Consider the following 22,781-nt stretch of genomic DNA (forward strand, 5'->3'; position numbering starts at 1 on the left):
GCGGGCTCCGTAGACTCCCCGCAGTGAGCCTCCGCCTGTACGACACGGCCGCCCGCGCGGTCCGCGACTTCACGCCCCTGCGTGCCGGTCAGGTCTCCGTCTACGTCTGCGGGCTCACCGTCCAGGGCCCGCCGCACATCGGCCACGTCCGGGCCGCGCTCGCCTTCGACGTCCTCCGCCGCTGGCTCATGAGGTCCGGGTACGAGGTGACCTACGTCCGGAACGTCACCGACATCGACGACAAGATCCTGGCCAAGGCCGCCGAGCACGACGTCCCGTGGTGGGCCTGGGCCTACGACAACGAGCTGGCCTGCACCCGCGCCTACGACGTCCTCGGCGTCCTGCCGCCCACCTACGAGCCGCGGGCGACCGGCCACATCACGGACATGGTGTCCCTGATGGACCGGCTCATCGAGCGCGGGCACGCCTACGCCTCGGGCGGTGACGTCTACTTCGACGTCCGCTCCTTCCCCGAGTACGGGGCGCTGACCGGGCAGAAGATCGGCGACATGCAGGCGGCCGCGGACACCGAGACGGACGAGCGCAAGCGCGACCCCCGCGACTTCGCCCTCTGGAAGGCCGCGAAGGACTCCGAGCCGGAGACCGCGTCCTGGCCGACGCCGTGGGGCCGTGGCCGGCCGGGCTGGCACCTGGAGTGCTCGGCGATGGCGGAGCGGTTCCTCGGACCGGACTTCGACATCCACGGCGGCGGGCTGGACCTCCGGTTCCCGCACCACGAGAACGAGCAGGCCCAGTCGCGCGCGGCCGGTCACGGCTTCGCCAGGTACTGGCTGCACAACGGCTGGGTGACCCTCGGCGGCGAGAAGATGAGCAAGTCGCTGGGCAACACCGCGCTGGTGGACGAGGTCGTCCGCCGGGTCCGCCCGATCGAGCTCCGCTACTACCTCATCGCGCCGCACTACCGGTCCACGATCGAGTTCACCGACGAGGCGCTGGCCGAGGCGGGCGTGGCCTTCCGCCGCATCGAGTCCTTCGTGACACGGGCCGCCGAGCGGGTGGGCGCGGACGCCGGCAAGCCGGAGCTGCCGGCCGAGTTCAGCGCCGCCCTCGACGACGACCTCGGCACCCCCGCCGCGGTCGCCGCCATCCACGAGGCGGTGCGCCAGGGCAACACCGCGCTCGCCGACGGCGACGACGCCGCGGTCGCCGGTGCTCTCGGCGCGGTCCGCGCGATGCTGGGCGTGCTCGGGCTCGACCCGCTGGACCCGGCGTGGGCCGGCGGCGCGGACGAGCGCCTCGCGCAGGCCACCGACGGGCTCGTCGCGCTGGCGCTGGAGCAGCGGCAGGCGGCCCGCGCCCGCAAGGACTTCGCGGCGGCCGACGCGATCCGCGACCAGCTCACCGCCCTCGGCGTCTCCGTCGAGGACACCCCGCAAGGAACCCGATGGGAGCTGACCCGCTGATGGCCGGCAACAGCCAGCGCCGAGGCCGGAGCGACGGTGCCGGCAAGAAGCGGGCGACCGCAGGCACCGGTGGGAAGAACCGCCGCTCGCTCGCCGGCCGGGGTGCGACCCCGCCGGCCGCCGCCCGGCCCGGCCACCCCGCCCAGCGTCGCGCCGCGGCCGACGCCAGGGCCCGGGCCGAGCGCACCCGCGCCCGGCAGCGCGCCGAGGAGGCCCCGGAGCTGCTGCTCGGCCGCAACCCGGTCGTGGAGGCGCTCCGCGCGCAGATCCCGGCGACCGCGCTGTACGTGGTCACCGGCGACACCGGGCGCACCACCGACGAGCGGATCACCGAGGCGCTCGCCCTGGCCGCCGACCGCGGCCTGCCGCTGCTCGAGGTCGGCAAGGCCGAGTTCGACCGGATGTCGCAGGGCGCGCTGCACCAGGGCATCGGCCTGCAGGTCCCGCCCTACGAGTACGCCCACCCCGACGACCTGCTCGACGTCGCCCGCGACTCCGGGCGCGCGCCGCTGCTCGTCGCGCTGGACGGCGTCACCGACCCGCGCAACCTCGGCGCCGTCGTCCGGTCCGCCGCGGCCTTCGACGCCCACGGCGTCGTCGTCCCCCAGCGCCGCTCGGTCGGCATGACCGCCTCCGCCTGGCGCACCAGCGCGGGCGCGGCGGCTCGCATCCCGGTCGCCCGGGCGGTCAACCTGGCCCGCGCCCTGGGCTCGTACCAGGAGTCGGGGCTGCAGACGGTGGGCCTGGCCGCCGACGGCGAGGTCGACCTGCACGAGTACGACGGCTTCGCCGACCCGGTGTGCCTCGTCGTCGGGGCGGAGGGCGCCGGCCTGTCCCGGCTGGTGCGTGAGCGCTGCGACGTCGTCGTCCGCATCCCGATCGACCGCGACACCGAGTCGCTCAACGTCAGCGTCGCCGCCGGCATCGCCCTCTACGCCGCCGCGGCAGCCCGCCGTTGATGATCAGCTGAGCTGATCATTCCGGGTCGTGGCTCACGTCCGGTGCTGAGCCAGGACCCGCGACGATCAGCTGACCTGATCATCGCGGGTCACCCCAGCAGCTGGGCGATCGTGTAGATCACCAGGCCGGCGAGGCCGCCGACGACGGTGCCGTTCACGCGGATCCACTGGAGGTCGCGGCCGACCTGCAGCTCGATCCGCCGGCTGGTCTCGTCGGTGTCCCAACGGGCGACGGTGCTGCTGACGAGGTCGGCCAGGTCGCCGGAGAACCGCTCCACCAGGTAGCCCGCGACCCGGTGGGTGTGCCGCTGCACCAGCTCGCGCACGGTGGGGTCGGTCTGCAGCAGGCGGGCGGCGTCGCCGATGAGCGCGGCGATCCGGGCCCGCAGCTCCGAGTCGGGGTCGGCGGCCGCGGCCAGGACGGCGTTCTTCGCGTTGGTCCACAGCGAGCCGGACCAGGCGCGCACCGCCGGGTGCTCGAGCAGCTCCTTCTTCAGGTCCTCGACCCGGGCGGCGGTGTCCGGGTCGGTGCGCAGCGCGTGCACGTAGGCGCGGAGGCGGGCGTCGTAGGAACGGCGCAGCTCGTGCCGCGGGTCGGCGCCGACCTCCTCCAGGAAGCCCTGCAGGCCGGCGAACACCTTGTCGAAGACCCGGTCGTCCACCCAGTCGGGCACCCAGGCGGGGGACGCGTCACCCAGCTGCGCGCGGAACACCAGGCGGTTCTCGTGGAGGAAGCGCGCCAGCAGCCGCAGCGCCGCCGACAGCACCTCCTGGTGCCGGTCGCCCTCGACGACGAGCTCGAGGACCCGGGCCAGCACCGGGGCGGCGGGCGTCTCGTGGGCCTTGCGGTCGACCAGCGAGGCGACGGCGGGCTGGAGGTCCTCGTCGCGCAGCAGCGAGGTGAGCGCCGTCAGCACGGCCGAGGCGTCGCCGGCCAGCCGCTCGGCCCGGCCCGGTGCCGCGAGGAACCCGCCCAGCCGGCCGGGGACGTCGACGGTGGTCAGCTTCTCCTCGACGACGGCGCGGGTCAGGAAGTTCTCCTGGACGAAGGTGCCGAGGCTGGCGCCGATCTGGTCCTTCTTGCGCGGGATGATCGCGGTGTGTGGGATCGGCAGCCGCAACGGGTGCCGGAACAGCGCGGTGACGGCGAACCAGTCGGCGAGTGCGCCGACCATCGAGGCCTCGGCGGTGGCGCGGACGTAGCCCACCCACGCGCCGGCGTCCTCGCCCACGAGGACGCAGGCGAGGAAGACGGCGGCGGCGAGCAGGAACAGCCCGGTCGCCAGCCGCTTCATGCGGGCCAGGTCGCGGGCCCGCTCCGGGTCGTCCAGCGACCCGGCGAGGGGGGCGGTCAGGTCCGGCACCTCCAGGAGCCTACGGACCCGGCCGCCACCCTCCGCGGGGCTCAGCTGGTGGACCCGAGCGTGACCTCGGCGGTCTGCGTCTGCTCACCGCGCCGGACGGTCAGCTCGACCGTCGCGCCGGGTGCCTGGCTGCGGACCGCGGCGGTGAGCTCGGTGGACGTCGTCACCGGCCGGTCACCGACGGCGGTGATCACGTCGCCCTGCTGGAGCCCGGCCTCCGCGGCGGCGCTGCCGGGCTCGACGCTGACGATCTGCGCCCCGGTGCCCACGCCGGAGTTCTGGTCGTCGGCGGCGGTCTGCGCCCGCACGCCGAGCACGGCGCGGGTGGCGGAGCCGGTCTCGAGGATCTCCTGCGCGATCCGCTTCGCGGTGTTGCTGGGGATCGCGAAGCCGACGCCGATGTTGCCGCTCTGCGACTGCGAGCCCGGCGCCCCCGAGGCCACCGTGGCGATGGCGGTGTTGATGCCGATGACCTCGCCGGCACCGTTCACCAGCGCTCCGCCGGAGTTGCCCGGGTTGATCGCGGCGTCGGTCTGGAGGGCGTCGATGACCGTGGCGTCGTCCTGCGTGGAGCCGGTGGCGACGGCGCGGTCGGTGGCGCTGATGATGCCGTCGGTGACGGTGTTCGACAGGCCGAGCGGGGCGCCGATCGCGACCGCGACGTCGCCGACCTGCACGTCGTCGGAGTCGGCGAAGGTGGCCGGCGTGAGCCCGTCGGCGCCCTCGAGCCGGAGGACGGCGATGTCGGCGGCCGGGTCGGTGCCCACGACCGTGGCGTCGTACAGCGTGCCGTCGGAGGTGCGCACCTGGACGGTCTGCGCGCCCCCGCCCTCGGCGACGACGTGGTTGTTCGTCACGACGTAGCCGTCCTCGGTGAGGACGACGCCCGAGCCGCTGCCCGACGCCGAGTTGCTGGTGACGTAGACGGTGACGACGCTGGGCGCGGCCTTCGCGGCGGCGGCGGTGGCGGTGGTCGCCGTCTCCGGGTCCTGGATGACGACGTTCTGCGCGGCCGCGTCGGCGCCGTTGGCGGACGACGGGTCGTCGAACAGGGTCGCCACGCCGGCTCCGGCTCCGCCACCGATCAGCGCGCCGGCCACCAGGCCCGCCAGGCCGATGCGGAGCCGGCCCGCGCGACGCGGCGCCGTGGCGGTCGCGGTTGCGGCGGGCGACTCGACGGTCGGCGTCGGGTACCCCCCGTAGCCGGGGTACGACGGCGGCTGGGGTGTGGTCGGGTGCGGCGCCGTCGGGTGGGTCTGCGGCCCGGCCCAGGGGGCCGTTCCAGGGGCGCCGTACCCGTAGGTCGGCGTCGGGGCAGCGGGGTTCACCGCCTCGCCGGAGCGGGGCTCGGTCCCCGGGCCGGTGCCGGAACCCGGGGTGGTGGGGTGGCCGTGCTCAGTCACGTCGGTGTCCTCCTCGCGCGCAGCCGTTCGGCTGCGGTTGCCTCCACTGTCGGGTGGCGCTCTGGTGCAGCGCTGTGGACGCCCTGTGAGATTCCTGGACGGCTCACGCCGGCACGTCGTCCAGCAGACGGCCGCGCGCGATCAGCTCCGTGACGCCCCAGACGGCCAGCACCTGGGCGGCCAGGAGGCCGATCAGCACCAGCAGCTGCGCCGCGCCCGCTTCGAGCGGGCTGCCGCCGCCGAGCAGGACGCCGACGAACGCGCCGGGCAGGGTCACCAGCCCGACCGTCCGCGTCTGGTCCAGCGGCGGCACGAGGGCGGTCGCCCCCGCCGGCCGGCCGACCAGCAGGACGGCGTCCCGGCGGAGCATCCCGAGGGCGAGCGCGGCCTCGACCTCGCCCCGGCGGGCGGTCAGCTCGTCGCGGAGCCGTCGTCCGGCCAGGGACGTCGCGGTCATCGCCCCGCCGATGAGGATGCCGGCCACCGGGATCACCGCCTCACCGCGCAGCGGCACCGCACCGCTGGCCAGGACGAGGGCGACGACGGGCAGGGCGCCGGCGACGATCGGCAGCGCCGCGGGCAGCGCCCGGCGGCTCCCGCGCAGCCCCGCGCCGGTGATCCGGCCGGCGGAGGTCGCGGTCGCGACGGTCAGCATGAGCACGACGAAGACGGCCGACAGCCACAGCGACCGCACCACCACGAGCAGGACCGCCGACACCAGGGCCAGCTGCACGGTGGCCCGCACCGCGGCGACCACGACCGGGCGGTCCTGCCCGAGCCCCGAGAGCCGTCCGCCGACGGCGGCGAGCGCGGTCAGCACGACGAGGACCACGGCCAGCCGCGGGCCGAGGTCCACCACGGAGGCACCCACGGGGCGCCATCCTGCCGGGCAGGCGGCGGGTCCTCCGGCAGGAGGGGAGGGCGGTCAGGCCGACGCGGCGTCGCCCTCGCGTCGCCGGTGCACCGGGGGGATCAGGGCCATCGGTGACGTGCAGTGCCGCATGAGCCGCAGGTGCGAGCCGTCGAGCTTGCGGTGCAGCAGGCTGCCCGACCCGGCGCTGATCACCAGCAGCGGCGTCGGGCACGTGGCGGCGAGGAGGCGGTCGGCGCCGGCGTGCGGCATCTGCGTCCGGGTGACGGTCAGCTCCGGGTACCGCTCCCGCCACCGGTCGTCGTCGTCGACCCAGCCGGCGGCTGCCCCGCGTCCCGGGGTGCGGGTCTGGACCACCGTGAGGTCCCCGCCGTTCGCCCCGGCGGACTCGGCGGCGAAGGTGGCCACGGCCTCGTCGTCCTCCGGGGCGCCCACGCCCAGCACCGCGACCGTCGGCCGCCCGTTCGGCTCGCCGGACCTCGGGCGGGGGACCAGGACCACGGGCTGGGGCGAGCGGGCGGCCACCCGGACCGCCACGTTGGCGAGCACCAGCTCGTCGGGCGCGCCGGTCGCCAGGCTGCCCAGCACGACGAGCTGCCCGGACGCTGCGGCGCGCAGCAGGGCGTCGGTCGGGTCACCCGGGACGACCTCGGTCGAGGCCTGGACGGCGGGATCGGTGTGCCGCGCGACCGTGTAGGCCTGCGCGGTGATGCGCCGCGCCCGTGGCAGCTCGGGCGGCGGCGACCCGCCGCTGCGGGTGCCGAGGTAGGGCGCGGCGTGCAGCAGCCGCAGCGGGGCGTTGCGCCGGACCGCTTCCCGTGCGGCCCACCGCACGGCCCCGAGCCCCACCTCCGAGCCGTCGACCCCGACCACGATCTCGCGGGCGGAGCCGTCCTCCGTTGCTGCCGGGGCCGGTCCGCCGAGGGGAGCGGTGGGGGTCGAGGTCGTCACGGGGCACCTCCGGGTGTCGGCTGGGTCCGCCTGCCCCCGAGCGTCCTCGTCCCCGCGGCGGGAGGGAAGACCTCCCGTGCCCGTGTGCAACGGCGTGGTGGCGCGGGTAGGGGGGAGGCTCTGTCCCACCGTCGCCCTGGAGGCCGACCGTGCCCGTCCGCGGACTCCTGGCCCGGCTGCTGCGGTGGCTGGGCGTGCTCTGCACCGGCGCCCTCGTCGTGCTGGGCGGTCTGGGGCTGCAACCGGCGGGACGGGTGGCGGTGGGTGTCGCCGGGCTGCTGGCCGGCTGCATCGCCGTCGGCATCACGCGGGACATCCCGCGGCACGACCGCCGGCCGGTCCTGGAATCCGCCGTCCAGGCTGCCGGGTGGACCGTGGGTGGCCTGCTGGCGCTGGCCGGCGTCGCGGTCCTGACCGGTGGCGTCGTCGCCGTCCTGACCGGTGTCCTGGCGGTGGGCGCGTGGCTGCTGGTCCGGGTCGCGGGTTCCTCCCGGCGGCACGGTCGGGCGCCCGGAGGTGCGTCCGGGGCCGAGGTGCTGCGGCTCCCGGTGGATCCCCAGCCCTCGCCCGGTGCCGCGGGCACCAGCCTCTCCTCGCTGTCCACGCCGGCGCTCGGACGGGAGTGGATCCGCACCACCGCAGCCCTGGGAGCCCAGCTGAGCCCGGTCGAGCGCCAGGCGCTCGTCCGGCGCCGCGAGGAGACGCTCGACGAGCTCGAGCGGCGCGACCCGGCGGGCTTCGCGCGCTGGCTCGCCGAGGGGCCGGCCCTGGGCACCGATCCCGCCGACTACGTCCAGGGGCGGCCCGTGCAGGGCGACCCGGCCGCCGGCACCGACGCCGCCTGAGGGCGATGGGCAGCTGATGCCACCCCGTTGCCGCCCGGGGCGGTCCCTATCCTTGGGCCGGGACTCGTTCCCAGGCCGCCGACGTGGCGCAATTGGTAGCGCACCCGACTTGTAATCGGGCGGTTAGGGGTTCAAGTCCCCTCGTCGGCTCCGCTGTCGCCGTGCGCGTGCACGCCGTCCGGCCCCGAAGGGCAGGAAGAACCTGGACGACCCGCATCCGCGCAGGCAGGATGTCGGGGTGATCGGGGTGGGGGTCCCCTACGTCGGGCGGGCGCACCATCGGGCGACCGTCGCTGCCGCGTTCGCAGAACCCGGCCACGTCGTCCTGATCTGCGGCGAGGCGGGCGTCGGCAAGTCCTCCCTCGTGGCCGCCGAGCGCGTCGGGGCCGCCACCGAGGTCGTCGAGGGCGCGTGCCTGCAGCTCGCCGGGCAGCCGCTGCCGCTGGCGGCGCTCGAGATGATCTTCGACGCGCGGGGCGGCTGGCCGGACGCCTCCGACGGCGCCGAGCAGTCGGCCGAGGAGCGGCTGCGGGCCATCCGGCGCTGGGCCGACGCGCTCGCGCCGGCCGGGTCCCCGACGGCCACCATCGTCATCGACGACCTGCAGTGGGCCGACGAGACGACCTGCGACTTCCTCGTCTACCTCGCCGTCCAGGCGCGGCGCCGCGGGGTGAGCCTCGTGCTGACGCTGCGCGACGACGAGGAACCGCACCTGGCCCGCGTGCAGGAGGCGGTCGCCGAGCTCACCCGGATCCCCGGTGCGACCTGCATGGAGCTGCAGCGGCTCGACCGCGAGGAGACCCGGGAGCTGGTCGCCGCGCTCACCGGGGACGCCACCGTCGACGCCGACACCTGGTACGAGCAGACCCAGGGCCACCCCTACCTGCTGGGCGAGCTGGTGAAGGACCCCGGGTCGCGGCGGGTCACCGACATGCTGCTCGCGCGGGTGCGCCGCCTCGGCCCCGACGCCGCCGCCCTCGTCCGCGCCGCCGCCGTCTTCGGCCTGTGGGTGTCCGACGAGCACCTCTTCCGGGCGTCGGCGCTGCCGCCGGAGCGCTACGGCGCGGCCGTCCGCGAGGCCGTCGGCGCCGGGGTGCTCGTCGTCCAGGGCGCCGACTACGCCTTCCGGCACAGCCTCATGTGCGACGCGGTGCTCGGCCAGCTGCTCCCGTTCGAGCGGCGCGACCTGCACGGCCGGGCGGCCCACGCGCTCGCCGAGGACCGGTCGGACGACGTCGTGACGGCGGCCGCGGTGAGCGTGCACTGGGAGGCGGCCGGCGCGCAGGCCCAGGCAGCCGAGTGGAGCCTGCGGGCAGCACGCAGCACCCGGCGGCTCAACGCCTACGCCGAGTCCTGGGCGCACTACCGCCGCGCGCTGCAGTTCGGGCGGCCGGACGCCGAGGGCGACCTCGACCTGGCGCTGGAGGCCGCCGGTGTCGCCCGGCTCGCGGGTGATCCGGCCGCGGCGGTCACCCTGCTGGACCGGGCGCTGCAGGCCCCGGGCATCCCGGCGCCGGACCGCGTGAGCGCGCTCGAACGCCTGGGCTGCTTCCTCTGGGAGGCCGGGCACACCAGCCGCAGCCGCGCGGCGTACGCGCAGGCCGCGGAGGCGCTCGACGCCGAGGTGACCGCCTGCCACGCCCAGGTCTGGGGCGCCCAGGCGCGCGCGGCGTTCATCATGGCCGAGTTCGACGACGCCGTCGGGTACGCGGAGCGGTCGGTCGCGGCCGCGCGCGAGCACGGCACGACGGCGGTCCTGGCCGACGCGCTGACCACCCGCGGCGCGGCGGCGGCGTTCCGCGGGGACCCGTCGGGTCTCGACGTGATCCGCGAGGGCGTGCGGCTGGCGCGGGACGTCGAGGACCACGCGGTGCTCTGCCGCAGCTACGCGAACCTGATGATCGCCTACGAGTACTCGGGCATGCCGGCGGAGGCGTGCGCCGCCGCGCTCGAAGGGCTGCGCATCCTGCCGGAGTACGGCCTGGAGCTGGCGGTCGGCTCCGCGCTCGCCTGCAACGCGACCAACATGCTGCGCCGCCGCGGTCAGTACGAGCGCTGCGAGGAGGTGCTCGCCGAGCTCCTCGACGGGCGGGTCACGCAGGGGCAGGGGCTGCACCTCCACCTCGAGCGCGCCGAGCTGCGGCTGGCCACGGGCGACACCGAGGGGGCGCGGGCCAGCCTGGCCGCCGCCGATCCGCTGCGCGACGTCGACGAGCCCACCGTCGTCGCGGCGATCGCGACGGTGACGGCTGCCTTGCTGGCCCGGGAGGGGGATCACGCCGGCTGCCACCGCGTCGTCGTCGAGGCCCTCGACCGCCTGGCGCAGACGCAGGACTCGGCGTTCCAGACCGAGCTGCTCGTCATCGGGCTGCGCAACGAGGCCGACCGCCGCGGGCCGGTGCCCGGGCGGGCGGACCCGGCGGCCGAGGCGCGCCTCGCGGCGCTGGAGGAGGAGCTGGACCGGCTCGCCCCGGCCGACGACGACGACCAGGGCCAGGCGGCCGACCACCGGACGGCGCGCAACGAGCGGGACCGGGCCCGTGGTGCGGACACCGCGGAGGGCTGGGCGGCGTCGGTGGACCTGTGGCGGGCCGTCGACCGACCGCTGGAGGAGGCGTACTGCCTGTTCCGCCAGGCCGAGTGCCACGTGGGGGAGAAGCGCCGCGACCGCGCGTCCGCCGCGGCGTCCGCGGCCAGGGAGATCGCCGAGCGGCTGGGCGCGGCCCCGCTGCTGGCCGAGATCGACGGGCTGCTCGCCCGCACCCGGCTGTCGGCGGCGCCGGCGCCGCGCACGCCGGCCGAGGACCGGCCCTACGGGCTGACCGAACGGGAGCACGAGGTGTGGGAGATGCTCGGCACCGGGGCGACCAACCGGCAGATCGCCCGCAGCCTGTTCATCAGCGAGCGGACCGTCGGCGTCCACGTGTCCCGCGTGCTGCACAAGCTCCAGGTCAGCAACCGTGGACAAGCAGCGGCACTCGCCGCCAGAGTGGCCCGGTAACCCGGTTCCCACCTGCGGAAGGACGCCGATGTCGCCCGTGAAGTTCTCGCTGACCAAGCCCGGTGACGACCGGGAGGACAACGTCGAGTTCGACGACGACGACCTCGTGGGCGAGCTCCGCGAGGTGGTGGACGCCACCCCGGACCTGACCTTCGAGGGTGCGCTGCGCGAGGGCATCAAGCACGTCGTCGCCAAGCGGCGCCCCGGCGGTGGCCAGCAGTAGCGCTCAGCGGAGGCTCGGCTCCAGCTGGGCCCGCAGGGTCTTCACCGCGCGACCCCGCAGCGGGCCGAGGCTGCCGCGCGGGATGCCCAGCTCCTGGCTGAGCGCGTCGTAGGACTCCGGCTCGCGCAGCAGCGCCTGCACGATCCGGCGCTGGGTGTCGGGCAGCTTCTCCACGGCCCGGTCGAGGGCCTCGCGGAGCTCCTGCTCCATGAGCGCCGCCGCCATGTCCGGGTCGTGGGGCGCGACCTGCTCGGCGACGTCCTCGGTGGGGACGGCGCGCTGCTGGGCCCGCAGGATGGCCAGCGCCTCGCGTCGCGCGGTGGTGGACAGCCAGCCCGGGAGGCAGGCCGGGTCGTTGATGCGGGCGGCGTTGCGGAGCAGCAGGACCCACGTGCGCTGCACGGCCTCGTCGACGTCGGAGTCGCTGCGCAGGACGACGCGGGCGGCGGAGCGCAGCAGGCCCTCGTACCGCCGGACCGTCTGCTGCCACGCGGCGTCGTCGCCTGCGGCGAGCGCCTGCAGGTGCCGGCGGTCCACGACCGGGAGGTCGGTCCGGTCGGCCCGCCGCGGCGCGGGGATCGCGGGGGCGGGGGCGAGGGCGAGAGCGGTCATCGGGGGGCTCCTTCGAGGTCGTTCGGGAACGACTCGAAGACTTCTGCGACCGGACTCCCGCCAAATCCGTCGGACGACGTATTCGGCGCCTTCAGAACTACGTACGTAGGCACCGACCCCGGGCGCGTGCCAGGGTTCGACGACCGTCCCGGCATACGTAGGAGGCACCGTGAGCGACCACGTGTACAGGCTGAGCGAGATCGTCGGCAGCAGCCCGGTCAGTGTCGACGAGGCGATCCGCAACGCCATCGCCAAGGCGTCGCAGACGGTGCGCAACATCGAGTGGTTCGAGGCGCAGGAGATCCGCGGCCAGGTGGTCGACGGCGCCGTCGCCTACTTCCAGGTCGCCGTCAAGATCGGCTTCCGCGTCGACTGACGGGTCCGCGCCTCAGTCGAAGCTGCCCGCGCCGTCCCGGCGGTAGGGGGAGGAGCGCTCGACGCGCGCCCGGTCGCTCCGCTCGGCGCGCAGCCGTGCCGCCGTCCCCGGCGGGTACCCGGCCTTCGTCGCCCGGTGCTCGATCGTCTCGGTCATGAACGCGATCGAGAAGAGCAGGCCGAGCAGCAGGCCGCCCGCAGCGGCCGACGCCCGGTAGGCGAACGGCACCGGGACGACGACGAGGCACAGGACCAGGAGCGGCAGCAGCTGGACCACGGCGCGCGCGAGGTGCCGCCAGATCCAGGTGCGCCCGGTCGTGTCCGCGAGCACCCACGGGGACAGCTCGCGCGGCAGCCCGCCGCCGAGGGCGTACCAGACCCACTGAGCGGGGTTGGGGCGCTGCGAGCTCACGACCCGACGGTAGGCCGCATCCGCGCGCCGTTGCCCCCGGGCGGGCGCGGGTGCACACTCCCGGCACCGTCCTCCAGGAGGTTCCCGTGCAGATCAGCCAGTTGCTGCGGCACAAGGGCCGCGAGATCGCCACCATCGACGCGGCGGAGAGCGTCCGGACCGCGCTCGCCCTGCTGGCGGAGAAGGGCATCGGCGCGCTGGTGGTCTCCTCCGACGGCCGCCGCATCGACGGCATCGTCTCCGAGCGGGACGTCGCGCGGGGGCTGCACGCCCGCGGCGCCGGTCTGCTCGCCGAACCCGTCTCGAGCGTGATGACGGCGGAGGTGCACACCTGCCCGCCCGAGGCGAGCGTGCACGACCTCGCGCGCACGATGACCGACAAGCGGGTGCGCCACGTCCCCGTCGTCGTCGACGGCGAGCTGGTGGGCATCGTCTCCATCGGCGACGTCGTCAAGGCGCGGCTCGACGAGCTCGAGGAGGAGCGCCGGCAGCTGGTCGACTACATCCAGACCCCCTGACGGCGGCGCCGCGTACGGTGCGGCCGTGGACGAGCGTCGCCTGGGGGTGGTCTCCGGGCTCGGCGCCTACGCGCTGTGGGGACTGTTCCCTCTCTACTTCCCCCTGCTGGAGCCGGCCGGGGGGCTGGAGATCGTCGCCCACCGGGTGCTCTGGTCCCTGCTCTTCGTCGGGATCCTGCTCACCGCCGTGCGCCGCTGGGGGCAGGTACGGGCGCTGGTGACCGACCGGCGCCGGCTGCTGGTGCTGCTCGGTGCGGCGGTCCTCATCGCGGCCAACTGGCTGATCTTCGTCCTGGCCGTGAACGCCGGGCACGTCGTGGAGACCTCGCTCGGCTACTTCATCAACCCGCTGGTCAGCGTCGTGCTCGGGGTCGTCGTCTTCAGCGAACGGCTCCGGCCGCTCCAGTGGGCCGCCGTCGGCATCGCCGCCGTCGCCGTCCTGGTCCTGACCCTCGACTACGGGCGGCCGCCCTGGATCGCCCTCGGTCTGGCGCTGACGTTCGCCCTGTACGGCCTGATGAAGAAGCTGGTCCGCACGGAGGCGGCGCCCGGCCTGTTCGTCGAGACCGCGCTGGTCGCGGTCCCGGCGGCAGCGGTGCTGGCGGTGCTCCACTCCTCCGGCGACGGCACGTTCGCCAACGCCGGCACGGGCCACGCGCTGCTGCTGGTCAGCTCCGGTGTCGCGACGGCGGTGCCGCTCCTGCTCTTCGCCGCGGCCGCCCGCCGGATCCCGCTGTCGACGGTGGGGCTGCTGCAGTACCTGACGCCCTCCATGCAGCTGGCGATCGGCGTCTTCGTGAACGGCGAGCCGATGCCGCCGGCCCGCCTGGCCGGTTTCGCGATCGTCTGGGTGGCCCTGGCGGTCTTCACCGTCGACACCCTGCGACACGCCCGGGCGTCGAGCCGCCGGGCGGCCGCCGAGGTGGTCCCGGCCGGTCTCTGACCGGCCGCGGGACGACGATCCGCGCGGTGCGCAGAACTGTCGGACCCCACCGCTACCGTCGCAGGCGTTGGCGGCCCCGGGCACCGGAGCGGCCGGACGAGCAGGAGATGGACGAGCGATGACCGACGACCCGAACCCGGTGGTCTCCCCGCCCCGGCCGGAGGGCCCCGCGGAGGCTTCCGCGCAGGTCCCGGGCGTGGGGCTCTCGCGCAGGGAGCACGAGATGCTCACCTTCGAGCGGCAGTGGTGGCGCCGTCCGGGGGCCAAGGAGACCGCGATCCGCGACCTCTTCGGCGTGACCCCGACGCGCTACTACCAAGTGCTCAACGCCCTCGTGGACCGACCCGACGCACTGGCCGCCGACCCGATGCTGGTCCGGCGGCTGCGGCGGTTGCGACTCGCGCGGGCACGAACGCGTTCGTCCCAAGGTCCTTTCGGATGAGAGTTACACCGGTTAGATTCACTCACCGTGGGCAGGCACGCCGATTCAGGCAGTGACGGACGGGACCGGGGCAGCGCCCCCGTGGCCCCGGGTCGTCGGCGTACGGACGTTCCCGACGGGCTCTGGAGCGGCGCGTCCGCCGGCCTGAGCGATCACCCCACCGCACCGGGGCGTGACCGGGCCGGCAGTGGCCGTCCGGCCGCCTCGCGCCCGGCTCCCGCCGCCGCCGTCCGCACGCCGGAGGCGCCCCGGCAGATGTCGCGTTCGCGGCTGCCGCTGCCTCCCGTCCCGGCCGCCCGTGCCGCCGCTCCGTCGCGGCCGGCGGCTCCCGCGCCCCTGACCTCCCTCGCCTCCTACCAGGGCGGCGCCGACGTCGCGGCCGACGACGCCTTCCTCTCCGGGAGCCAGGGCTCGGGTGCCCGCGCCGACCTGCTCGAGCGCCCGGTGCGCACCGCTCGTTCGCTCCCGGACGACGAGTCCGTCCTCGTGTCCACCGGTCGCTCGGGTCTGCGCCGGTCCGCGCCCGCTCCCCGGGTGCCCAGCCAGAAGCCGGCCGCCGCCCCCACCTTCGGCGACTGGACGACGCGCTCCGAGGCCGACGACCCCTTCACCGGCCCCGAGTTCGCGCACGCGCCCGGTACGACCGCGATCCCGGAACGGTCCGTCCGCCGCGGCCGCCGTCCTGCCCAGGCCGAGGACGACGCTCCCGCGCCGGTCCGCGGTCCGGGGACCGGCCCCGTCGGTGGCCGCGCCGCGATGCGCGCCGAGCGCCAGGCCGCCGACGCCGCGCGCCGCAAGGCCCAGGGTCACAAGGGCTCGGCCGTCGCCGTCCTCGAGGAGGACGAGCCCCGCAAGACGCACCGCGTCCTCAAGGGCCTGGTGGCCATGACCGTCGTGGCGCTGGGTGTCCTCGGCGTCTACTCCTACGTCTCGCCCGAGACCCAGGACGCCGCCGCGCAGACCGACACGGCGCCCGCCACGACGGCCCCCGTCGTCCCGGACGTCTCGTCCCTGCCCGAGCTGCCCGACAACCCGATCCAGACCGAGCCCGTCGCGGCGTCGCCGGTCCGTGTGCCGGTCACCGTGCTCAACTCCACCGACATCAACGGCCTCGCGGCCAAGGTGGCGGCGACGGTCGCGGCCGGCGGCTGGGAGACCCCCGGTGTGGGCGCCTACACCGCCGGTGACGTGGCTGCCAGCACCGTGTTCTTCACCGAGGGCGACGAGAACCAGCGGCAGGCCGCTCTCCAGCTGATCGAGATGTTCCCGCAGCTCCAGGGCCCGACGGCACGCTTCTTCGAGATGCCCGCCGGCGTCGACGCGCCGGGCCTCGTGGTCGTCACGACGGGCGACTGGCAGCCCTGATCCACGATTCCGGGACGGCCGGCCGCCGGTCCCGGAACCGGACGTCGGGCCTCCGGAACACCGGCCGCCCGTCGTCCGTTGGCCGCTTCGTGCGCCCCCTCCGCGGGCTGGTGCGTCCCCGCCCGCGCTCCGGCGCCCGCGTGACGTCCGCAGTCCTCGCCTCCCTGCTGCTGTCCGGCGGTCTGCTCGCCCTCGCTCCCGCCGCCTCCGCGGCCGGCGAGGTGCGCACCGAGGAGAGCCGGGTGCCCTCGGGCAGCGGCGCCGACGCCGTGGAGCTCGACACGACCCTCTTCCTGCCCGCCGGGGACGAGCCGGCCCCCGCCGTGGTGCTCGCCCACGGCTTCGGCGGCAGCAAGCAGTCGGTCGCCGACGACGCGCAGGCCCTCGCCGAGCGGGGCTACGTCGTCCTCACCTACTCGGCCCGCGGGTTCGGGGAGAGCACCGGCCAGATCGGCCTGAACGACCCGCGCTACGAGATCGCCGACCTCTCCACGCTCATCGACCTGCTCGCCGACCGCGACGACGTCCAGCTCGACGGCGACGGCGACCCCCGGGTGGGCGTGGCCGGCGGGTCCTACGGCGGCGCGGTGTCGCTGCTCGGCGCGGCCTACGACGACCGCATCGACGCGATCGCGCCCCAGATCACCTGGAACTCCCTGACCGCGGCGCTGTTCCCCTCGCAGACCGGCACCGTCGACGACGCCACGCCGGCCGCCACCCCGCAGGACGACGCCACCGGCGTCTTCAAGCGGCTGTGGGCCGGGCTGTTCTTCGGCGTCGGGTCCGTCCCGAGCGGCGGGCTGCTCGACGGGCTGGGTGCTGTTCCGGGTGAGGACGGCGGCACGCAGCCGTCGGCGGCCGGCGGGCTGAGCCTGCCCGACCTCTCCTCCCTGGACCCGGCCGCGGTCGAGCAGGCGCTGACCTGCGGGCGGTTCCGCGCCGACATCTGCGCCGCGTACCAGACCGCCGCCGCCACGGGGACGCTCACGCCGGAGATCGCCGCCGTCCTCGACCGGAGCAGCCCCGCCGGCGTGCTCGACCGGATCGAAGCGCCGACGCTGCTCATCCAGGGCACCCAGGACTCCCTGTTCGGTCTGGGGCAGGCCGACGCCAACGCCCGCGGCATCGCGGAGGCAGGCACCCCGGTCAAGGTGGTCTGGTACGCCGGCGGGCATGACGCCGGGGCCTCGGACCGGGTGACCGAGTACCTCCGCGAGCAGGTCGTGGGCTGGTTCGACTTCCACCTCCGCGGTCGCGGCGCGGACCCCGGCACCGGCTTCGAGTACCCGGCGCCCACCGGCCTCGGCAGCGGCGTCGGGCGCGTCCAGGGCGGCACGCAGACCGTCCGCGCCGAGGCCTACCCGGGGCTGGAGGGGGCCGAGCCGGTCGGCCGCCGTGACGTCGAGCTGGACGGCTCCACCCAGCCGGTCGTCACCCCGGCGGGCGGCACGCCGGGCGCCCTCACCACCGTGCCCGGGCTGGGCGCGCTGACCGCCGCCCTGGGTGGGACGACGCTGGAGATCCCCGGTCAGTTCGCCGCCTTCGAGAGCGAGCCGCTCGACGAGGCGCTCGAGGTGGTCGGTGCCCCCACCGCCGAGATCGCCGTCGCCGCACCCGCCGGGACGGCGACCCTGTTCGCCAAGCTCTACGACGTCGCCCCCGGCGGCGGCACGACGCTGCCCGCCGGGCTGGTCGCACCGCTCGCGCTGACCGGCCTGTCGGCGGATCCGACGCAGCCGACGCGGGTGAGCATCACGCTGCCGGGCATCGTGCACCGCTTCGAGGCCGGCCACACGATGCGGCTGGTCGTCTCCTCGACCGACCAGGCGTTCGCGCTGCCCGCGGAGTCGACGGTCTACTCCGTGGCGCTGGCCGACGCCGCGCTGGCCGTCCCCCAGGTGGAGGGCGTCCCGCAGGCGGACAGCAGCTCCGCGCGGTGGTGGGTCCTGCTCGCCGTCCTGGCCGGTCTGGGTCTGCTCGGCTGGGCGACGGCGCTGCTGTGGGGCCGGCGACGGCGGCGCCAGGTCTCGGCCGTCGAACCGGACGGCGAGGACGTGCCGTTGCGCTTCGAGGGCATCACCAAGGCCTACAAGGACGGCTTCGTCGCCGTCCGCGACCTCTCGTTCGAGGTCCGGCGCGGCCAGGTCCTCGGCCTGCTGGGGCCCAACGGAGCGGGCAAGACGACGTCGCTCCGGATGCTGATGGGCCTGATCCGGCCGACCGAGGGGCGGATCAGCATCTTCGGGCACGCGGCCGGGCCCGGCGCTCCCGTGCTGTCCCGGCTCGGCTCCTTCGTCGAAGGCACCGGGCTGCAGCCGCACCTGTCCGGTCGCGACAACCTGCGCCTCTACTGGGCGGCGACCGGCCGGCCCGCCGAGGACGCGCACATGGAGGAAGCGATCGAGGTCGCCGGCCTCGGCACCGCGCTCGACCGCCCGGTCCGCCGCTACAGCCAGGGCATGCGGCAGCGGGTCGCGATCGCGCAGGCGATGCTCGGGCTGCCCGACCTGCTGGTGCTCGACGAGCCGACCAACGGGCTGGACCCGCCGCAGATCCACGCCATGCGGGAGGTGCTGCAGAACTACGCCGCCACCGGGCGCACCGTCATCGTCTCCAGCCACCTGCTGAGCGAGATCGAGCAGACCTGCAGCCACGTCGTCGTCATGGCCAAGGGGCAGAAGATCGCGCAGGGCACGGTCGAGGAGATCGTCGGCACGGGCGGGGCGGTCCTCGTCGGCCTGGCCGACGACGCCGACACCGACCGGGCGATCGCCGTCCTCGAGGGCCTGCCGGGCGTGACCGCAGGGCGCACCGACGAGGGGCTGGTGGCCGACCTGGACGGCTACTCGCGGGCGGCCGCGCTGCAGGCTCTGGTGGCCGCCGGCATCGACGTCGACCAGTTCACGCCGCGTCGCCGGCTCGAGGACGCCTTCCTGGCGCTGGTGGGGGAGTCATGAGCAGCACGACGGAGCACGTGCAGCCGACCGGGGCCGTGGCCGGGTACCGGCCGGAGCGCACGCTGCGGCTGTCGGTGGAGCTGCGCCGGCAGTTCAAGCGGCGGCGCACGATCGGCGCGCTGGCGCTGATGGTGGTCCTGCCGTTGATCCTCATCGCCGCGCTGCAGCTGGGTGGCAGCGAGGAGGCGGCGGAGAACTCGCGGATCAACCTCGTCGACGTCGCCACGTCGAGCGGGCTCAACTTCACGCTCTTCGTGCTGTTCGCGACCACCGGTTTCTTCCTGGTGGTGGTGTACGCGCTCTTCTTCGGCGACACCGTGGCCAGCGAGGCCTCCTGGGGTTCGCTGCGCTACACGCTCGCGACCCCGGTGCCGCGCATGCGCCTGCTCAGGCAGAAGTTCTACGCGGCCCTGGTGCTCTCGGTCGGGGCGCTCGTCGTCCTCGCCGTCGTCGCCGTCGTCGCGGGCGGGATCGCGTTCGGCTTCGGCGACATCCAGACCCCGGTCGGCATCCGGCTCGGGCAGGGAGAAGGCATGCTGCGGCTGGCCGGGATGCTGGCCTACCTCGCCGTGCACCTGCTCGTCGTCGGCACGCTGGCGTTCTGGTTCTCCACCATCACCGACGCGCCGCTGGCCGCCGTCGGTGGCGCGGTGTTCACCATGTTCGTCTTCGCGATCCTCGACCAGGTCGAGCAGCTCGGGGCCATCCGCGACTGGTTCCCCACGGCAGGGGAGTTCGCCTGGACCGACCTGCTCCAGACGCCGGTCGACTCCGGCGACCTCTTCCGGGGCGTGATCCAGTCGCTGGTCTACGCGGCGATCTTCACGGCACTGGCGTTTCGGCACTTCGCCCGCCGCGACGTCACGTCCTGACGGCGCGACCGCTCCTGGCCATCCCTCCTCCGGTGACGACCTCCTCCGCGGCGTGATCCGGTCGCCGGGTGGCGCTCGAGTCGGCGTCGCTCGCACGACGGGGTGACATCCGTGGGGCACGAGCGGTGACCTGGCTACGGTCCGCGTCGTGGGCCTGCTCTGCGACTACTTCATCGCCGCCGACGACGAGCAGGCTGCGCTCACCGCGACCTGGCTGGGCGGACCGTCGGCGTCCCCCGGTGCCCTGCCGACCGCCGACCTCAAGGGCCTGGACCCGATCGTCCCCATGGCGACGCTGGAATCGATGCTCACCGGAGGGGACGTCGAGGCTCTCGTCGCCGCGAACGCGGGCGCCTCGGTCGCCGAGGCGCAGGACGCGGTGTGGGTGCACCGGCTGAGCGACGCGCTGACCGATGCGTTGGCCGGTGCCTCGCCCGACCGGCTCCGTCAGGTGGTGGAACCCTGGTCCCGGACGGAGGAGCTGGCCGGCTGGTGGGATCCCGGTGACCTCGCGGAGGCCCTCGCGGAGCTCGCCGATCTCGCGCGGCGCGCTCGAGGCGGTGGGGGCGCGCTCTACTGCTGGATGTCCCTGTGACGGCGGGCGGGCGATGACTTCGGGCGGGCCGACGGGTCTGCCCTGCATGACTTGGATCGTCGCGGACATCTCCGTCTCGGTGGACGGCTTCGTGACCGGCCCCGACGCCGGTCCGGGCAACGGCCTGGGCACCGGCGGCGAGGCGCTGCACACATGGGCCTTCTCCGACGACGCCGAGGACCGCCGAATCGTGCAGGAGGCGACTGCCCGATCCGGTGCCGTGATCCTCGGCAGGAGGCTGTTCGACGTGGTCGACGGACCGGCCGGGTGGAACGACGAGGTCGGCTACGGCGCGGGCGAGGTCGGGAGGCCCGCGTTCGTGGTGGTGACGAGCGTGGTGCCGGACTCGGTGCGGCTGACCGACCTCGACTGGACGTTCGTCACCACCGGCCTGCCCGACGCCGTCGCGGCGGCACGGACCCGTGCCGAGGCCGCGTCGGCGGAGAAGGGTCAGGACCTCGACGTCGTCGTCATGGGCGGCGGCGCCACCGTCGGCTCGGCCGTGGCCGCCGGGCTGGTCGACGTGCTGTCCCTGCACCTGGCACCCGTCGTGCTGGGCGCGGGGACGCCGCTGTTCACCGGCGGAGCCGCGCGGACGCTGGTGCAGCGCAGCGTCATCCCGACGTCGACGGCCACCCACCTGACCTACGACGTCGTCTGACGCCGGCCGCTCAGAGGCTCGCGCGGACCGCCTGGGCCCAGCCCTCGCCCATCGCCGCGTCGGTCACGGTGACGTTCGGGACGGCGTCGAGCAGGCCGCTCATGCCGTCGACCGCTGCCCCGTTCGCGGTGATGAACAGCCGTCCGACGGCGGGGGCCATGTCCAGGTCGCTGACGCTGTCACCGATGGCGACGGCGTCGTCGGGGGAGAGGCCGCGCCGCTCGAGGTCCCAGGCGATGGCCGCGCCCTTGGAGATGCCGCGCGGCATCAGGTGGTAGACCCGCGGCGGCAGCGGGTCGTCGTCCAGACCGAACCGGGACGTCGCCGGGATCGCCCCGTTGTCCTTGAGCGTGAGCCAGCCGGCGCCCCGCTCCGCGAGCCAGGCGTCGACGGCGACCGGGTCGACCCGGCCGCGCAGCAACGCGTCGGTGGAGTGCGTGGCGTGCCACGGCGCGTGCCACTCCAGCCGGCCCGGGTGCTCGGCGATCAGGTCCTCGACGACGCCGAGCTCGGCCATGACGTCCATCGGCGTGCGGCCGTCGTACCGCGCCGGCAGCTCCCCGGTGAGCCGGTGGGTGCCGCGACCGGCGTCCCAGGCGATGGTCGAGCCGAGCTCGGCGATGGCCCCGTCGGCGGCGAAGATGCGCGCCGCCTCGACGACCTGCTCGAACGTCCGCCCGCTGACCAGGACCAGGGCGACGCCCGCGCGGTGGAGGTCCAGGAGCGCGGACGCCGGGTCGGCGGTGAGATCACGGCCGGCGGTGTGCCAGAACGACCCCCGCGGACCGACCATCGTGCCGTCGAGATCGGTGTAGACGATGCGGGCGGCCACGGGGTCATGGTGCCCGGGCTCAGTCGGCGCCCTCGCGGCAGGTCTCGACGGCGAACGCCTCGATCCGCTGCCGCACGGCGGGGTCGGGCGTGAGCACGAAGGAGCGCGGCTCCTCGTCGCCGACCTCGACCACGAGCCCGATGAGGCCGGTCCGGTAGCTCTCGCCGAGCGCATGGACGTCGCAGCGGGCCGGGACCAGGCGCAGGTCACCGCTCACCGCGCCGTCCCCGTCGAGTTGGGGCAGCGGGCCGACCGGGCTGATGTCGTAGACGGTGTTCGGGTCGACGCGGGTGAGGCGCACCGGATCGTCGCCGGCGAGCCTGCGGAGGCGCACGGTGGCCCGGAGTGCGGGGCCCTCGACCTCCCGCAGGTCCACCACCTCGATCGCCACCTGGCGCAGCAGCGAGTCCGCGAAGCAGAGCCCGTCGTGCAGCCGCCGGACGAGGCCGTCGTCCTCGAGCGGCACCGTCGCCTGCCGCGCGGCCCCCGCCCCGTCGCGCAGGTGCACGACGGCCGCCGGGGGACCGGGGGCGACCGCGCAGTCGCCGGCCACCACCACGGGGAAGTCCAGGGCCGTCCCGGGCCGGAGTGCGGCACCGCGGGGGTCGCCCGGTCGGGCGGTCAGGCCCGGGGCCACCAGTTCCAGCCCGTCGACCGCCAGGTCCTCGGCCGACGCCGTGAGCCGTACCTCGACGCGTCCGCGGGCGACGTCGCGCCGGAACTGGAGGAGGACCCCGGTGACGTCGGCCGCGGCAGCCTCCGTCGTCGTCCCCGCGGCGGCCGGGCGCTCCGATGTCCGGTCCGGTGCCGTGCAGCCGGTGACGACGACGGCGAGGACCGCCGCCAGGACGGCGCGCGACGTGCGTCGGTGCCGGTCCACGGCGTGCTCCCCGCCTCGTTCTCCCTGCGGCCGCCCGATCGTGCTGCGACCCGGCTGCGGCAGCAAGGGGGGAGTGACGCGCGACGCATCCGGCCGCGCGGGGGGTTCTCGGAGCCGATGGGTACGATCGGCGGCGTTCCACTCATCCAGAGGGGCAGAGGGACACGGCCCGACGAAGCCCCGGCAACCGCCGCCTGTGCGCATGCGCAGCGGAAGGTGCCAATTCCGTCCCGCACGGCTCGACGGCCCGCTGCGGGGAAGATGAGGAGGTAGTCG

General features: G+C 75.3%; 22 protein-coding genes, 1 tRNA gene and 1 riboswitch. Of the genes, 15 read left to right on the forward strand and 8 right to left on the reverse strand.

The window, feature by feature from the left end:
- Positions 1 to 23 precede the first annotated feature (23 nt).
- Both cysS and rlmB read left to right on the forward strand, forming a co-directional pair.
- Positions 24 to 1,424 carry a cysteine--tRNA ligase gene (cysS, locus tag DCS98_RS02080; RefSeq protein WP_116449663.1) on the forward strand — a complete coding sequence of 467 codons (1,401 nt, stop codon included), beginning with the start codon at positions 24 to 26 and terminating at the stop codon, positions 1,422 to 1,424.
- Entirely contained in the window at positions 1,406 to 2,383 is a 978-nt protein-coding gene (rlmB, locus tag DCS98_RS02085; RefSeq protein ID WP_241037043.1) for a 23S rRNA (guanosine(2251)-2'-O)-methyltransferase RlmB, read from the forward strand. Before cysS ends, rlmB begins: the two co-directional genes overlap by 19 nt.
- 89 nt (positions 2,384 to 2,472) lie before the next feature.
- Here the strand turns inward: rlmB and DCS98_RS02090 are convergent, their stop codons facing one another.
- The 4 genes from DCS98_RS02090 to DCS98_RS02105 form a co-directional block, all read right to left on the reverse strand.
- Entirely contained in the window at positions 2,473 to 3,747 is a 1,275-nt protein-coding gene (locus DCS98_RS02090) for a DUF445 domain-containing protein (RefSeq protein ID WP_241037045.1), read from the reverse strand.
- A gap of 41 nt (positions 3,748 to 3,788) precedes the next feature.
- Positions 3,789 to 5,150, reverse strand: a complete 1,362-nt coding sequence (locus DCS98_RS02095) for a S1C family serine protease (protein WP_241037047.1) — start codon at positions 5,148 to 5,150, stop codon at positions 3,789 to 3,791.
- A 103-nt stretch (positions 5,151 to 5,253) separates the two neighbouring features.
- A complete protein-coding gene (locus DCS98_RS02100) occupies positions 5,254 to 6,021 on the reverse strand; it encodes an ABC transporter permease (RefSeq protein ID WP_116449665.1) in 768 nt (255 codons plus the stop codon).
- A gap of 54 nt (positions 6,022 to 6,075) precedes the next feature.
- Entirely contained in the window at positions 6,076 to 6,972 is an 897-nt protein-coding gene (locus DCS98_RS02105) for a universal stress protein (RefSeq protein ID WP_116449666.1), read from the reverse strand.
- A gap of 149 nt (positions 6,973 to 7,121) precedes the next feature.
- On the opposite strand from DCS98_RS02105, the gene DCS98_RS02110 reads away from it, so the two are divergent.
- The 4 genes from DCS98_RS02110 to DCS98_RS02125 all read left to right on the forward strand — a co-directional run bounded on the left by DCS98_RS02110 (position 7,122) and on the right by DCS98_RS02125 (position 11,041).
- Positions 7,122 to 7,817: a hypothetical protein gene (locus tag DCS98_RS02110; RefSeq protein WP_116449667.1), complete on the forward strand. Its 696-nt coding sequence runs from the start codon at positions 7,122 to 7,124 to the stop codon at positions 7,815 to 7,817.
- Between the two features lie 77 nt (positions 7,818 to 7,894).
- Positions 7,895 to 7,967 (forward strand) — tRNA-Thr (locus DCS98_RS02115).
- 88 nt (positions 7,968 to 8,055) lie between these two features.
- Positions 8,056 to 10,818 (forward strand): helix-turn-helix transcriptional regulator, encoded by a 2,763-nt coding sequence (locus DCS98_RS02120; RefSeq protein WP_116449668.1) that lies wholly within the window; start codon positions 8,056 to 8,058, stop codon positions 10,816 to 10,818.
- 28 nt (positions 10,819 to 10,846) lie between these two features.
- Entirely contained in the window at positions 10,847 to 11,041 is a 195-nt protein-coding gene (locus DCS98_RS02125) for a hypothetical protein (RefSeq protein ID WP_116449669.1), read from the forward strand.
- Positions 11,042 to 11,044: 3 nt separating this feature from the next.
- On the opposite strand, the gene DCS98_RS02130 is transcribed toward DCS98_RS02125, so the two are convergent.
- Positions 11,045 to 11,653, reverse strand: a complete 609-nt coding sequence (locus tag DCS98_RS02130; RefSeq protein ID WP_164704334.1) for an RNA polymerase sigma factor — start codon at positions 11,651 to 11,653, stop codon at positions 11,045 to 11,047.
- 169 nt (positions 11,654 to 11,822) lie between these two features.
- Here DCS98_RS02130 and DCS98_RS02135 point away from each other — a divergent pair, with 169 nt between their 5' ends.
- Complete coding sequence (locus DCS98_RS02135; RefSeq protein ID WP_116450127.1) at positions 11,823 to 12,029, forward strand: dodecin; 207 nt, start codon at positions 11,823 to 11,825, stop codon at positions 12,027 to 12,029.
- A gap of 12 nt (positions 12,030 to 12,041) precedes the next feature.
- On the opposite strand, the gene DCS98_RS02140 is transcribed toward DCS98_RS02135, so the two are convergent.
- A complete protein-coding gene (locus tag DCS98_RS02140; RefSeq protein ID WP_116449671.1) occupies positions 12,042 to 12,440 on the reverse strand; it encodes a DUF5313 family protein in 399 nt (132 codons plus the stop codon).
- Between the two features lie 86 nt (positions 12,441 to 12,526).
- On the opposite strand from DCS98_RS02140, the gene DCS98_RS02145 reads away from it, so the two are divergent.
- The 8 genes from DCS98_RS02145 (at position 12,527) to DCS98_RS02180 (ending at position 20,793) form a co-directional block, all read left to right on the forward strand.
- Positions 12,527 to 12,958 carry a CBS domain-containing protein gene (locus DCS98_RS02145; protein WP_116449672.1) on the forward strand — a complete coding sequence of 144 codons (432 nt, stop codon included), beginning with the start codon at positions 12,527 to 12,529 and terminating at the stop codon, positions 12,956 to 12,958.
- 25 nt (positions 12,959 to 12,983) lie between these two features.
- Positions 12,984 to 13,901, forward strand: a complete 918-nt coding sequence (gene rarD / locus DCS98_RS02150; protein WP_116449673.1) for an EamA family transporter RarD — start codon at positions 12,984 to 12,986, stop codon at positions 13,899 to 13,901.
- A 118-nt stretch (positions 13,902 to 14,019) separates the two neighbouring features.
- Positions 14,020 to 14,343, forward strand: coding sequence for a DUF3263 domain-containing protein (locus DCS98_RS02155; RefSeq protein ID WP_116449674.1), 324 nt, complete (start codon positions 14,020 to 14,022; stop codon positions 14,341 to 14,343).
- Between the two features lie 255 nt (positions 14,344 to 14,598).
- Positions 14,599 to 15,708 carry a LytR C-terminal domain-containing protein gene (locus DCS98_RS02160; protein WP_116449675.1) on the forward strand — a complete coding sequence of 370 codons (1,110 nt, stop codon included), beginning with the start codon at positions 14,599 to 14,601 and terminating at the stop codon, positions 15,706 to 15,708.
- A gap of 140 nt (positions 15,709 to 15,848) precedes the next feature.
- On the forward strand, positions 15,849 to 18,665 hold the full coding sequence (locus tag DCS98_RS02165) for an alpha/beta fold hydrolase (RefSeq protein WP_241037049.1): 2,817 nt from the start codon (positions 15,849 to 15,851) through the stop codon (positions 18,663 to 18,665).
- On the forward strand, positions 18,662 to 19,537 hold the full coding sequence (locus DCS98_RS02170; protein WP_116449677.1) for an ABC transporter permease: 876 nt from the start codon (positions 18,662 to 18,664) through the stop codon (positions 19,535 to 19,537). Before DCS98_RS02165 ends, DCS98_RS02170 begins: the two co-directional genes overlap by 4 nt.
- A gap of 148 nt (positions 19,538 to 19,685) precedes the next feature.
- Positions 19,686 to 20,132, forward strand: a complete 447-nt coding sequence (locus DCS98_RS02175; protein WP_116449678.1) for a hypothetical protein — start codon at positions 19,686 to 19,688, stop codon at positions 20,130 to 20,132.
- A gap of 46 nt (positions 20,133 to 20,178) precedes the next feature.
- On the forward strand, positions 20,179 to 20,793 hold the full coding sequence (locus DCS98_RS02180) for a dihydrofolate reductase family protein (RefSeq protein WP_116449679.1): 615 nt from the start codon (positions 20,179 to 20,181) through the stop codon (positions 20,791 to 20,793).
- 10 nt (positions 20,794 to 20,803) lie between these two features.
- On the opposite strand, the gene DCS98_RS02185 is transcribed toward DCS98_RS02180, so the two are convergent.
- Together DCS98_RS02185 and DCS98_RS02190 are read right to left on the reverse strand one after the other, a co-directional pair.
- On the reverse strand, positions 20,804 to 21,625 hold the full coding sequence (locus DCS98_RS02185) for an HAD hydrolase family protein (protein ID WP_116449680.1): 822 nt from the start codon (positions 21,623 to 21,625) through the stop codon (positions 20,804 to 20,806).
- 19 nt (positions 21,626 to 21,644) lie between these two features.
- Positions 21,645 to 22,505 carry a hypothetical protein gene (locus tag DCS98_RS02190; RefSeq protein ID WP_116449681.1) on the reverse strand — a complete coding sequence of 287 codons (861 nt, stop codon included), beginning with the start codon at positions 22,503 to 22,505 and terminating at the stop codon, positions 21,645 to 21,647.
- Positions 22,506 to 22,644: 139 nt separating this feature from the next.
- Positions 22,645 to 22,773: riboswitch (SAM riboswitch) on the forward strand.
- Positions 22,774 to 22,781 lie beyond the last annotated feature (8 nt).

Source organism: Blastococcus litoris, assembly GCF_003075095.1.
Taxonomy (GTDB): domain Bacteria; phylum Actinomycetota; class Actinomycetes; order Mycobacteriales; family Geodermatophilaceae; genus Blastococcus_B; species Blastococcus_B litoris.